Source organism: Clostridioides sp. LIBA-6822, from assembly GCF_056688955.1.
The window spans coordinates 244,579-258,209 of record NZ_CP196995.1 but is presented as its reverse complement, the minus strand read 5'-3'; the positions used below and the strand labels follow the sequence as shown (position 1 = coordinate 258,209).

Annotated in this window: 13 protein-coding genes; 1 reads left to right on the top strand and 12 read right to left on the bottom strand. The window is 29.4% G+C overall.

Features of this window, described 5'->3' with window-relative positions:
* Window positions 1-30 precede the first annotated feature (30 nt).
* The 6 genes from larB to ACTG48_RS01535 form a co-directional block, all read right to left on the bottom strand.
* Window positions 31-771 (bottom strand): nickel pincer cofactor biosynthesis protein LarB, encoded by a 741-nt coding sequence (gene larB, locus ACTG48_RS01560; protein WP_021382633.1) that lies wholly within the window; start codon window positions 769-771, stop codon window positions 31-33.
* Window positions 772-935: 164 nt separating this feature from the next.
* A complete protein-coding gene (groL, locus tag ACTG48_RS01555; RefSeq protein WP_021382622.1) occupies window positions 936-2,564 on the bottom strand; it encodes a chaperonin GroEL in 1,629 nt (542 codons plus the stop codon).
* 32 nt (window positions 2,565-2,596) lie between these two features.
* Complete coding sequence (locus tag ACTG48_RS01550; protein WP_003420907.1) at window positions 2,597-2,881, bottom strand: co-chaperone GroES; 285 nt, start codon at window positions 2,879-2,881, stop codon at window positions 2,597-2,599.
* Between the two features lie 192 nt (window positions 2,882-3,073).
* Window positions 3,074-4,564 carry a cardiolipin synthase gene (gene cls / locus ACTG48_RS01545; RefSeq protein WP_021382666.1) on the bottom strand — a complete coding sequence of 497 codons (1,491 nt, stop codon included), beginning with the start codon at window positions 4,562-4,564 and terminating at the stop codon, window positions 3,074-3,076.
* A gap of 18 nt (window positions 4,565-4,582) precedes the next feature.
* Window positions 4,583-5,458 (bottom strand): DNA-3-methyladenine glycosylase family protein, encoded by an 876-nt coding sequence (locus ACTG48_RS01540; RefSeq protein WP_021382664.1) that lies wholly within the window; start codon window positions 5,456-5,458, stop codon window positions 4,583-4,585.
* Window positions 5,459-5,751: 293 nt separating this feature from the next.
* On the bottom strand, window positions 5,752-6,783 hold the full coding sequence (locus ACTG48_RS01535; RefSeq protein WP_021382619.1) for a YeiH family protein: 1,032 nt from the start codon (window positions 6,781-6,783) through the stop codon (window positions 5,752-5,754).
* A 187-nt stretch (window positions 6,784-6,970) separates the two neighbouring features.
* Between ACTG48_RS01535 and ACTG48_RS01530 the strand changes: the two genes are divergently transcribed.
* Window positions 6,971-7,861: a LysR family transcriptional regulator gene (locus tag ACTG48_RS01530; RefSeq protein ID WP_021382668.1), complete on the top strand. Its 891-nt coding sequence runs from the start codon at window positions 6,971-6,973 to the stop codon at window positions 7,859-7,861.
* A 51-nt stretch (window positions 7,862-7,912) separates the two neighbouring features.
* On the opposite strand, the gene ACTG48_RS01525 is transcribed toward ACTG48_RS01530, so the two are convergent.
* The 6 genes from ACTG48_RS01525 to ACTG48_RS01500 form a co-directional block, all read right to left on the bottom strand.
* Window positions 7,913-8,839, bottom strand: coding sequence for a ketopantoate reductase family protein (locus ACTG48_RS01525; protein ID WP_021382628.1), 927 nt, complete (start codon window positions 8,837-8,839; stop codon window positions 7,913-7,915).
* A 217-nt stretch (window positions 8,840-9,056) separates the two neighbouring features.
* A complete protein-coding gene (pyrE, locus tag ACTG48_RS01520) occupies window positions 9,057-9,641 on the bottom strand; it encodes an orotate phosphoribosyltransferase (protein ID WP_021382612.1) in 585 nt (194 codons plus the stop codon).
* Window positions 9,642-9,725: 84 nt separating this feature from the next.
* Window positions 9,726-10,628: a dihydroorotate dehydrogenase gene (locus tag ACTG48_RS01515; RefSeq protein ID WP_021382631.1), complete on the bottom strand. Its 903-nt coding sequence runs from the start codon at window positions 10,626-10,628 to the stop codon at window positions 9,726-9,728.
* Complete coding sequence (locus ACTG48_RS01510; protein WP_021382603.1) at window positions 10,621-11,313, bottom strand: dihydroorotate dehydrogenase electron transfer subunit; 693 nt, start codon at window positions 11,311-11,313, stop codon at window positions 10,621-10,623. Before ACTG48_RS01510 ends, ACTG48_RS01515 begins: the two co-directional genes overlap by 8 nt.
* A 38-nt stretch (window positions 11,314-11,351) precedes the next feature.
* The gene (pyrB, locus tag ACTG48_RS01505) at window positions 11,352-12,272 is read right to left on the bottom strand and encodes an aspartate carbamoyltransferase (RefSeq protein WP_021382639.1); all 921 of its coding nucleotides are present in this window, start codon (window positions 12,270-12,272) and stop codon (window positions 11,352-11,354) included.
* Window positions 12,273-12,562: 290 nt separating this feature from the next.
* Entirely contained in the window at window positions 12,563-13,561 is a 999-nt protein-coding gene (locus ACTG48_RS01500; protein ID WP_021382638.1) for a C40 family peptidase, read from the bottom strand.
* Between the last annotated feature and the right edge of the window lie 70 nt (window positions 13,562-13,631).

Here is a 13,631-nt window from a genome sequence, read left to right as displayed (position 1 = left end):
ATTTATGTTTAATTTATATCAATATATTTATTATAATTTATTTATCATTGCTGCTAAATATCCTGCTCCAAATCCATTATCAATATTTACAACAGATATCCCAGATGCACAACTATTTAACATAGCTAGCAATGCTGCTAACCCTCCAAAATTTGCACCATATCCTACAGAAGTTGGAACAGCTATCACTGGAACATCAACCAATCCTCCAACTACACTTGCAAGTGCACCTTCCATTCCTGCAACAGCTACTATTACTCTAGCACTATCTATTTTGTGTCTTTTGTTTAAAAGCCTATGTATGCCTGCCACTCCTACATCATAGATTCTATCAACATCATTACCTAGAAATTTAGCTGTATAATATGCTTCATCTGCTACTGGTATATCAGAAGTTCCCCCTGTAGCAATCACAATTTTGCCTTTTCCTATATTCTCTATATCATGGTTTTGAATTTTAAGAATTTTAGATAATTCTTCATACTCAGCATGATTATAGATTTCTTTAATTTTTATAAATGTATCTTTTCTACATCTTGTCCCCAATATATTGGAGCCTTTTTGATTCATTTTATCAATAATTCCTAAAATATGTTCGTCACTCTTTCCTTCACAATAAATAACCTCTGGGTATCCATTTCTTAGCTCTCTATGATGGTCTATATTTGCATATCCAAGGTCTTCATATGGTAAATCTTTTAATTTATCCAATGCAACATCTATATCAATGTTCTCATTTTTAACTTCTTCAAGCAACTTTCTTAAGTCCATACTCTCGCATCCTTTTTAATTTTAATTTTTTATCTAATAACAATTATACCTCAATTAATATTTATGTAACATTACTTATACATAAAAGAACTATTCCAACTTAGAAATTAAAACTAAGTCAGAATAGTTCTTTATATTAAGATTTATGTTCTAAATTTTTTAAATTACATCATACCTGGCATTCCGCCACCCATTCCTGGCATTCCTGCATCTTCTTTCTCAGGAAGGTCAGCAACAGCAGCTTCAGTAGTTAAGAAAGTACCTGCTATTGATGCAGCATTTTGTAAAGCACTTCTACTAACTTTAGTTGGGTCAACTATACCAGCTTCTATCATATTTACATATTTTTCATTTAATGCGTCAAATCCAGTTTCTGCTTCAGAATTAACAATATTTTGTACAATTACAGCACCTTCAAGACCAGCATTTATAGCTATTTGTCTTAATGGTTCCTCTAATGCTTTTTTAACTATTTGAGCACCTAGTTTAACTTCTCCTTCTAAACTTTCAACTAGTGTACCTATTGCTGGTATAACACTAACAAAAGCAGTTCCTCCACCAGCTACTATTCCTTCTTCTACTGCTGCTCTAGTTGCATTAAGAGCATCTTCTATTCTTAACTTTCTTTCTTTTAACTCAACTTCTGTAGCAGCTCCAACTTTTATAACAGCTACTCCTCCAGCAAGCTTAGCTAATCTTTCCATTAATTTTTCTCTATCAAAATCTGAAGTAGTTTGCTCTACTTGATGTTTGATTTGAGCTACTCTATCTTCTATAGCTTTTTTATCTCCAGAACCATCTACTATCGTAGTATTTTCTTTAGTTACTTTAACAGATGAAGCTCTACCTAACATAGATAAATCAGCTTCTTTTAAATCATAACCTAATTCTTCTGATATTACTTGAGCACCTGTAAGTATTGCTATGTCTTGAAGCATTTCTTTTCTTCTATCTCCAAATCCTGGAGCTTTAACTGCTACTACATCAAATGTTCCTCTTAATTTATTAACTACTAATGTAGATAATGCTTCACCTTCTACATCTTCAGCTATTATCAATAACTTTTTACCTTGTTGAACTATTTGCTCAAGAACTGGTAATAATTCTTGTATGTTAGATATTTTTTTATCAGTAATTAATATATATGGGTCATTTAAAACTGCTTCCATCTTGTCTACATCTGTAACCATATATGCAGAAACAAATCCTCTATCAAACTGCATACCTTCAACAGCATCTAATTCAGTATTCATAGTTTGAGATTCTTCAACAGTTATAACTCCATCTTTTCCTACTATTTCCATAGCTTCTGCTATTAATTTTCCAACTTCTTCATCACCAGCAGATATAGAGGCAACTTGAGATATAGCTTCTTGTGTTTCTACTATTCTTGATTGATTTTTTAATTCTTCTACCGCTACTATTACCGCTTTTTGTATTCCTTTTCTTAATAATATTGGGTTAGCCCCTGCTGTTACATTTTTTAAACCTTCTCTTATTATAGCTTGTGCTAAAACTGTAGCAGTTGTAGTACCATCTCCAGCTACATCGTTAGTTTTTGTTGCAACTTCTTTAACTAATTGCGCACCCATATTTTCAAATCTATCTTCTAACTCTATCTCTTTTGCTATAGTTACACCATCATTAGTTATAAGTGGAGAACCGAATTTTTTATCTAATATAACATTTCTTCCTTTTGGTCCTAATGTTACTTTTACTGTATCTGCTAATTTATTTACACCAGCTTCTAAAGCTCTTCTTGTTTCCTCTGAAAATTTAATTTCTTTAGCCATTTTAAACCCCTCCTAATAAACTTATTCTATATTTATTCAATAACAGCTAATACATCACTTTGTCTTAGTATTGTATACTCTTGTCCTTCTATCTTAACTTCTGTTCCAGAATATTTTTGGAATATAACTTTATCTCCTACTGTTAATTCCATTTTTATTTCTTTTCCTTCAACTATTCCACCTGGTCCAACTTCTACAACTTCAGCTATTTGAGGTTGCTCTTTAGCTGCTCCTGGTAAAACTATTCCACTTGCAGTTTTTTCTTCTGCTTCTACTTTTTTAATTACTACTCTGTCAGCTAATGGTCTTATTTTCATTCTTTACGCCTCCTAAAATATTAAGTATAGACTAGTTCGCCTATGTTTTTAGTTATTTTTAAATTAATACTACTTTTATATGTAGATTTATATATATACTTTTTGTTTATTATCACTCTATTCAATAGAGTGCTAACAATTATTATAATATACCAATCACACATAATTTTCAATACCTTTTTTAATAATTTTTTATAATATTGGTGAAAATAATCTGGCTACAGATTCTTTGATTTTTTGTATTATACTTCTATTCTTAAATACCTCCAGATTCAGCTCTTCACAGTGACTTAAATCTTCAAAGAAATCATCTGTCATTACTCCAATAACTTCTTCATCATAGATAAATGCATTTACTTCAAAGTTAAGCATAAAACTTCTTAAATCCATATTAGCTGTACCTGCAGAAGCAATTTTATCATCTATTATTACGACTTTAGAATGTATAAACCCTTTATTATACAAATAAACCTTACCACCTGCTCTTAATATTTCTTCAAAATAGGAATAGGATGCTATATTTACTATCTTGTGGTCTGCAATCTTTGGAAATATTATTCTCACATCTACTCCACTAAGTGCAGCACTTTTTATTGCTTTTAGTAAACTCTCATCTGGAATAAAATATGGAGTTTCTATATAAACATTTTGTCTAGCTTGACATATCGCAGAAAAATAAGCATAATGAATATCTTCCCAATCACTATCTGGTCCACTTGCAACAACCTGTATCATACTTTCACCAACATTACCCACACTTGGAAAGTAATTTTTAGTCACTAAAACTTCTTTAGTTGTGTAATACCAGTCAATTAAGAATGTCATTTGAAGCATGTATACAGAAATACCTTTAATTCTGATATGAGTATCTCTCCAATACCCAAATTTATCATTTTTTCCTAAATATTCGTCTCCTATATTTATTCCACCTGTATATCCAATTATTCCATCAATAACAACAATTTTTCTATGATTTCTATAGTTCAATTTTCCTCCTATTATAGGAAATTTTGTAGGTAAAAATGCTGCTATTTCTATACCAACTTCTCTCATTTCTCGGAAAAATTTTCTATTAAACCAAAATCTCCAACATCCTACATCATCATATAAAATTCTTATTTTAACGCCTTCTTTGGCTTTCTTTATAAGTTCCTCTTTTAACACTCTACCTATATCACTATCTTTTATAATAAAGTACTCTAGATGTATATGGTCTTTTGCTTCTCTTATATCTTCTATAAGCCTTTTAAACTTTTCATTTCCATCTACAAATACATCTACTTTATTATTTTTAGTGAAGGGAAACATACCAGTCTTTAACAACATATTTATTACTCTTTTTCTGTAACTACCATCCTCTTCATCTCTTAAAAGCTTGTTTTGCTTTATAGATTCTTTTTCTAGTTCAACGATTTCTGTTATCTTTTCTAATGTATCAAAAAGTTTCTTTTCTTTTATATTGTTAGCTAGTTTTTGAGTCTTAAATAATTTTCGCTTTCTAATATTTCTACCTGATATAGCATATACAATTAAACCTATCCCTGGAAATATAATAAACATTAGTAACCATGACATGGTTTTTGCAGGATCTCTATTTTCAAGTAATATAATCACAGAAATTATGGCTCCAGCTAGATATGATATAATTAAATAGAACAGAAATATTGTTCCTATTACTCCCATAATTTCTCCCCCTTAATTCTATTTTCCTATACCAAGTTCTCTTGCATAGTAAAATAAATACTGTTGAGCAAATCCAGACATATCTCCGAATTTATCAATCCCATAAGTTCTCATTTTAGGTAAACTCATATCTTCATCTATGTAGAACTCTTGCATAACTCTCTTAACCCAAACATCAACTGGAAAAGAATCATATTTTTGCATGCCAAATAATGCAATACAATCACATACTTTAGGTCCTACTCCATTGAATTTTAAAAGTTCTTTTCTACAATCATCTGTAGTTAAATTTGTATATTCAGATACCTTATCATTATTTTCTATAACTGCCTGTGTAGTACTTTTTATGTACTTGTCTCTAAAACCTGTTTGACATGCTCTTATTTCCTCTTGAGAGGCCTTATTCAGCTCTTCTGGTGTTGGGAATGCATAGTATTCAACACCCTCATACTCACCTATGTACTTACCAAATTTTTTTGATAAATTTTCTATAGCTCTTTGTATCATAGGAATTCTATTATTAGAGGAAATTATAAATGATATAAGCATTTCCCACCCATCTTGTCTTAATATTCTTATTCCACATCCAAACTCAGTAGCTTTATTTAAATATTCATCCATATTTTTTAGCTTATTCTTTATTTCTGTATAATCAGTTCCTAAATCAAAGTAATTATACCAAATACTATTAAACTCCTCTAAATTTGTATTATTTAAATATACTTTATCATTTTCTTTTTTTACATTTAATATTCTACCCTTTGCAACACCAGTGTATGAGTCATCTTCTTGTTTATGCCATCTAAAACATTGACCACACTCAAATATATGTTTTGGATCAAAATCTGTTACCCCTTCTAGTATAACTCCATTATCCTTTTCATAAACATTCATATACCAAATCTCCTTAATATTTATATTTTTATTTTGTCCATTTATTTAAAAACTTAACTTTAATATGTGTATTTTACTTATTTTAACACAAAGATAAGTAATTTCAAAATTTATAATGTTATTATTATGTAAAATAATATTTTACTTTAAATTTTCACTTTAAATAAAAAATGAATTTCTATAAGTTTATACCCATTTAAACTTATCGAAATTCATTTTTTATTTATATTATAAATTATTAGTATCATATTATTTTAATTAATCAAATTAATATTACAAACACTATTTTTGTACTATATAAATATTTTTATTAAAACTATAGCTGATACAACTTGCACTGTACCTACAAATAAACCATATAAAGAAACTTCTTTCCCTTGTTTCACTAAATCTTTTACATTAACCTTCAAGCCAATTGCTGCTAAAGCTATTATTTCAAATTTATTACTTATTTCTTTACACAATACAGATACTTCTTTTGGTATAATGTTCATTGAGAAAAGTGCACAAGTTATAAAAAATCCAATTACATACCATGGTATATTTACTTTTTTCTTTTTTATCTCGTCCTTTTCTTCTTCAAATATTTCACTATTAGACTGATTTTTCATATGCCCAAATACTAATACAACAACAACTAAAAATATCACTCTTACTATTTTAAAAATAGTTGCCAAATCTTTTACATTTTCTCCAACCATTGCTCCACTTGCTACAACTTGACCAATTGATTGTAAAGTCCCACCTATCATTGCTGATGTTTTTACAAGTTCATGGCTATATAAAAGTTGAGCTATTATTGGAAGTAAAAACATAAGAAATATACCAGTAACATTTACAATAGTTATTGCAATTCCCTTCTCTTTGTCTGTAGCACCAACTACTGGAACTGTTGCTCCTATAGCAGAAGAACCACATACTGCGTTTCCGCTTGCCATTAAAAATCTAAAATTTTCTTCAAAACCTAACTTTTTGCCTATATAAAGTGCTGCTATTATTGTTATTGTCATTTGTAATATTATAAATAAAATTCCTGAAACTTTTAAGTCTATTAAGGCAGATACACTGAGTGTTGCTCCTAATAGTACTATTGAATATGATAGTAAATCTGTCTCTGAAAATTTATAGCCTTTTTGAAACACCTTTTGATTTAAGAATAAATTTCCTACAAACATGCCTAAAAATATAGAAATTGATGCTGCTCCTACCTTAGGAATTAGAGTAGAAATAAATATACTCATGTAGCCCACTAGTACTGATACAATCAGTCCAGGTAATATTTCTTTTATAGTTTTTGATGTCAAATTACTTTTATTCTTTAACATAATATACCTACCTTATAATTAATATAGTTTTCTTTACAATAATAGTATATAATTGTAATAACCATAAGTAAAATAAATATATAATATCGTAATGATTAATATTTTTGATGATTATTACATGTAGTATAATTATTTGTAGAAAGCATATAAAAAATGTAAAATTTCATTAAGTAAAGGAGATATAAAATTGTTTGAGGAATTAAAAACATTTGTGGCTGTAGTTGAATATAAAAATTTTACTAAAGCTGGTGAATACTTAAACTTATCACAGCCAAGTGTAAGTAAACACATTAAAAATCTAGAAAACTACTTTAAAGTTGTACTTATAAACAGGTCTATTAAGCAAAAGACTATTTTTATAACAGAAAGTGGACAAATATTATATAAAAGGGCTAAAGAAATATTAAATCTTTTAAATATTACTTATCATGATGTAAGCCAAGTTTCAGATGTTATAACTGGACGCTTAAAAATTGGTGCTAGTTTAACCATTGGAGAGTATATTCTACCTAATTTCTTAGCATTATTTTCACAAAAGTATCCTGACATAGATGTAGAAATTTTCATAGAAAATACATCAATTGTATCTTCTCATGTTAAGGATTACATTTTAGATATTGGACTTATTGAAGGCACTTGTTCTTCTCCTACATTTATTCAAGAATATTTTTTTGAAGATAAGATGGTTTTAGCACTTCCATATAATAGCCCTTTGTTAAAAGACTTTAGCTTTGACAAGCTACAAGACCAGAAGTGGATAGTAAGAGAAGATGGCTCTGGTACTAGAGATTATTTAGATATGTTTTTAAGTGTTAAAGAGATTATTCCAAAAAGTATGATGGTTTTTGGAAGTAACTATGCTGTCAAAGAATCTGTTAGAAATAATTTAGGAATTACAATAGTTTCTAATCTAGTTACAAGCTTACCTGTTTTAAATAATGAACTGTCTGTCATAGAGCTTGGAAGCAACTACAACAGACATTTCTCATATATACATCCAAAAGATATAACTTTATCAAAAGCAGCAAATATTTTTATTGATGAGTTAAAGGTATTTAGCAATTTAAACAGTTTATAATATTAATAGAATTTAAAATCAATTCTTATCAAAGTTTTGTATAAATAATCTTTAAAATCTACTTTCAATTACTTTTATCATGTAAAAAAAAGTCTGATTTATAGGGGTAGATATGTTATATTTCTTTCCAAGTTCACAAATATTTTTAGAAAACATATCTACTTCTGTAAGTCTATGAGCTTCTACATCTTGGAGCATTGATGTTCTTCCTTCTTTTGAATGTTCTAATATTCTATGTAACGAATTTTCTACATCATCTTCTGTAAGATGTATGCCTTTTGCTTGAGCTATATCAACTACTTCTCTCATTGCAGACTTTGCTAATTCCCTTAGATGCTCAGAGCTTTGAAATACCCCATAAGATGCACCTAGTATAGCTGACGTTTGATTTACACCTATATTAACCATGTATTTCCACCATATATCTCGTTGAATATCTTTTGATAGAATATATTCTATATTTACACTATCAAATACCTCAGTTATTATATTAGTTTTTCTATCTTCATTATTATCTTTGTTTCCAAATACAATGATTCCATTAGTAGTATGTATAATATTATTATTAATTTTCTTAGCATCTATATTGGTAACATATGAGTATACCATTTTTTCAATTCCAAATCTTTCTCCTATTATCTCTTCACTATCAACTCCATTTAATAAAGACATTATCACTGTATTTTTTCCAACTAATCCGTCTAATTCTCTTATATTTTCTCTCAAATTATTATATTTTAAGCCTATAATTATAAAATCAGCCTCTTGTTTATACTCATCCTTAGTTACATAATCAAAATCATACCTTTTCCCATTTATTATAAATCCATCTTCTAAATATCTTTTCTTTCTTTCCTTGTCACAAAGAATTTTAAAATCATACTTGGAATTTAAAAATTGTTCTGCAAAAGTAGCCCCTACAGCTCCTACTCCAAAAAATATAACCTTTTTCTGAGTTTCATTCAATTGATTTTTCATACTTATCCCTCCTCAATATATATAATAATTTTTTTATCTTATACTTATATTGTACTGCTACTAGCTCCTATTTTGTAAATATTTTTTTAACAAAAAAACAGTTAGCCTTAGTTTATAAGGCTAACTGTTTTTTCTTTAATCTATATCTCACATTAATAGTTTTTACTCTAAAAAATTTATATTTTCTAAGTACCACTAAAATTAATCAAGTTATTTGTTACATTCCTAATTCTTTAAATTCTCTACTTCCAGGTTTAACAACTGGTAATTTTCCTTCTTTACATAGAGGACATTCATCAGATTCATAAACTTGTATATCAAGTTTTATAGCACTATATATAGGCATACCTATATCATGATTAGTTCTGTCTGCTATACATGCAACACCTATAACTTCTCCACCTAATGCTTCCAATACTCTTTTTGTCTCTATAGTTGATTTACCAGTAGTTACAACATCTTCAGCAATTATTATTTTTGCACCTTTTTTAACTTCAAATCCTCTTCTTAATTCCATTGTATTGTCTTTTCTCTCAGTGAATACAGCTTCTTTCCCTAACTGTCTTCCTAATTCGTAAGAAACTATTACTCCACCCATTGCTGGCCCTACTACTAAGTCTATATCTAAATCTTTTATTTGTTCAACAACTGTACTTAATACTTGAGCAGCATACTCTGGAAATCTTAATACTTTTGCACATTGTACATATCTATTACTATGCTTTCCTGAAGATAATAGAAAATGTCCTTCTAATAATGCATCACTTTTCTTTAATATATCTACTACATCTACTTTACTCATATTATTTTTCCTCCATATTAATATTATAAAATTATTGTTTACTTAATCTATATTTTTTATTTTTAAAATACTATTTATACTACCTTATATAATTCCTTTTATTTCTTCTAAACTCTTTATTCCTTCTTTTTCCATAAATTTATTAATTCCATCTATTATTTCAAGACCAATTTTAGGATTCATAAAGTTTGCAGTTCCAACTTGAATACAAGTAGCACCTGCCATTATAAATTCTATAGCATCTGTAGCTTTAGTTATTCCGCCCATTCCCATTACAGGTATATTTACATTTTTACACACTTCATGTACCATTCTTAAAGCTATAGGTTTTATAGCTGGACCAGATAACCCAGCATAGACATTTTCAAATACTGGTCTTCTATTTTTTATATCAATTGCCATTGCTTTAAAAGTATTAACTAGAGATACCCCGTCAGCACCCTCTTCTTCACAAACTTTTGCCATTCCTACAATGTCTTCTGCATTAGGTGATAGTTTTATTACTAAAGGTAGTTTCGTTATGTTTCTTACCTCTCGAACGACTTCCCTTGCCACTTCATTTTTTATACCAAAAGCCATGCCTCCAGCTTTAACATTTGGACAAGATATATTTAATTCAATAATATCTATAGGTTTGTCATTTAACATTTGAACACCTAATAAGTAGTCTTCTAATGTACCACCTCCAACATTAGCGATTCTAACTAAATCTAATTCGCTAAAGAAAGGCAATTCATTATCTATAAATCCTTGAACTCCAGGATTTTCAAGCCCAACGCTATTCATCATCCCAGATGGTGTTTCATGAACTCTCATACCATTGTTACCAGGTTTTTTATTTAAAGTAAGTCCTTTACTGCTTATACCACCAAGTTTTTGTATATCATAAATGTCGTTATATTCTCTTCCAAATCCAAAAGTTCCAGACGCCATTATTACTGGATTTTTAAATTCTATACTTCCAAATTTTACATTTAAATTAGCCATTAAAAATCACGTCCTCTCCCCAGAACACTGGGCCATCTTTACAAGTCTTTTTATTTCCTTCATTAGTTTTACATGTACATACTAAACAAGCACCGACTCCACATGCCATATGGTTTTCAAGAGACACCATAATTCTTGTTTTAGTACCTTCTACCATCTTAACTAATTTTTCCATCATTGGAGTTGGACCACATGTTAATATGTAATCGTATTTCTCCACATCAATTATATCTGTTACAAAAGTATTACCTACTGTTGTATGGACTTCATTACACACTTGCTTATATTCATCTTCTAATATAACATCTTCTCTAAATCCAAGATATGCGTCACAGTTTTTTATGTTTTTAGCAACTAAGTATAGTGGCGCTACACCGATTCCGCCTCCTACTAGAGCTACTTTTCCATCAACCTTAGTATATCCATTACCATAAGGTCCTTCTAACTTTATAGTATCATTTACTTTTAGGTTACTTAAAATTTGAGTTCCTTCTCCTACTACTTTATAAAGAAAAGTTATTCCTTCTTCATCTATATCATGTATACTTATAGGTCTTGAAAGTACTGGATAAGTGTCCCATGCTCTTAGCATATAAAATTGTCCCATTCTACCTTCAAAATTACCTTTTATTTTCATTCTATACATATCTTCGCCTATGTATATATTTTCCAGAATTTTATACATCCCAAAATCTCCTTTACTTTACTATTATATGAGGGCTATTAATCTTCATTTATACCTAAAAGTTTTATTATCAAAGCCATTCTAACATACATACCATATTTAGCTTGTTTAAAATATACAGCTCTATCATCATCATCTACATCTATATCTATTTCATTTACTCTTGGTAATGGATGCATTACCAGCATGTCTTTAGATGCTTTTTCTAATTTAGCTTTATTTAAGATATAATAGTTTTTAAGTCTTTCATATTCTGATTTATCTTCAAATCTTTCTTGTTGAACTCTAGTCATATATAAAACATCCAAGCTTCCTATAACATCATCTAAATTATTAGTTTCATAGTATGCATGTCCTTTTATAGCTTCTTTTATATAATCTGGCATTTTCAATTCTTCAGGCGCTATAAATACAAACTTTGTATTTTTGTATCTGGCCATAGCCTTAACCAAAGAATGCACAGTTCTTCCATATTTTAAATCACCACATAATCCTATCGTATGGTTTTCTAAAGTTCCTTTTAATGATTTTATAGTAAGTAAATCTGTAAGTGTTTGGGTTGGATGTTGATTTCCGCCATCTCCTGCATTGATAAATGGCACTTCCGTAAATCTAGCAGCCTCTGACGCTGCCCCTGATTGAGGATGTCTCATAGCTATTATATCAACATAACTAGATACTATTCTCATTGTATCACCTAAAGTTTCACCTTTTGATGCAGAGGATGAGTTTGGCTCTGAAAAACCTACAACACGACCTCCTAGCCTGTTCATTGCAGATTCAAAGCTTAATCTTGTTCTTGTTGATGGTTCATAAAATAATGTAGCTAATAGTTTGCCTTCACATATACGAGAATATTTTGACGGATTGTCAATTATTTTTTGAGCTAATTCTAATATTTCATCTATTTCTTCTATTGAAAAGTCTTCTGGTTGGATTAAATTTCTTGATTTTAACATCTTTCGTCCTCCTTTTTTAGCCTCTCTGAACTAAAATTAAAAGTATTTTTGTACTGTTAGTAGCTTACCACCTTTGCCTTATCCTGTCAAGGGATTGCACAAATAATCATTATATGGAAAGACTACTATTTAATAGTAATATTAACTTGAATATTGGTTAAATGTAAATCCATACAAAAACGCTCTATATTACATTTAAAATATAATCATTTTTTGTTTCCTGATTAAATTAAATATAATATAGAGCGTTTATACTTATGTATTTATCAATTTGTCAAATTACAAAGTGACTATAATATTCTTTTTGCTGTAACAAATCTTGCTGTATAGTATGCTGAATTTATACTAGTTACACGAACCGTTTTTCCTGTTGATGGTGAATGTATCATATTACCTCCACCTACATATATACCAACATGACTAACAGAACCAGAACCATTAGTTGTGAAGAATACTAAGTCTCCTGGCTGTAAATTTGCTTTGCTTACAGTTTGTCCATAATTAGATTGTGCTTTAGATGTTCTTGGTATTTTCTTGCCTACTGCATTTTTATATACATATTGTGTAAATCCAGAACAGTCAAAAGTATTTGGTCCTTCTGCTCCCCAAACATATGGGCAACCTTGTTTAGAATATGCCAAATTAAGTACAGCTTGAACTGCATTAGAGTTAGCTGTTGGCACATTTGTATTATTATTTTGTTGATTATTATCTGTAGAATTTCCATTTTGATTAATACTTGGGTTTACTTCTGGTTCTTCTATTACTGGAGCTTTATCTGATATATAAGATGTTTTTACATATCCTTCTGTTTCTCCATCTTTAACTTTTAACCACTCACCATTTTCTTCCAACACCAATAAAGAGCTTCCTTTTTCTAGCTCCTCAATTACTTCTGAACTTTCGCTCTTATCTTTTCTTAAGTTTACCTTATCAGCGTTAGTATATCCTACACCTTCAGATATATCTACATATCTAGTAGCTAACCAACCTTCACCATCTTCAACTTTAACCTTAACCCATTCCCCTTGAATTCCTAGAACAGTAAATTCATCACCAGAATAAGCTATATTTTGAACTTGACCTTCTTCTCTTATCTTTATAGCTACTCCATCTTTTATCTTTGCAACTTTATATTTTACTTCTTTATATTCACCTAAATTTAATTCAGTATTTGTTTTATCATCCTTATTTTGAGATGAATCATTTACTTCATCCGCATTTACAATTGAACTTACTGATAATGCCATAACTGATGCAAATACTGGTATTAATATCTTTTTCTTCACGATAAACCTCCTAAAATTTTCCCATAATTATCTTATGATTCTATTTTGTAGGTGAAGTGTACCTAAGGAT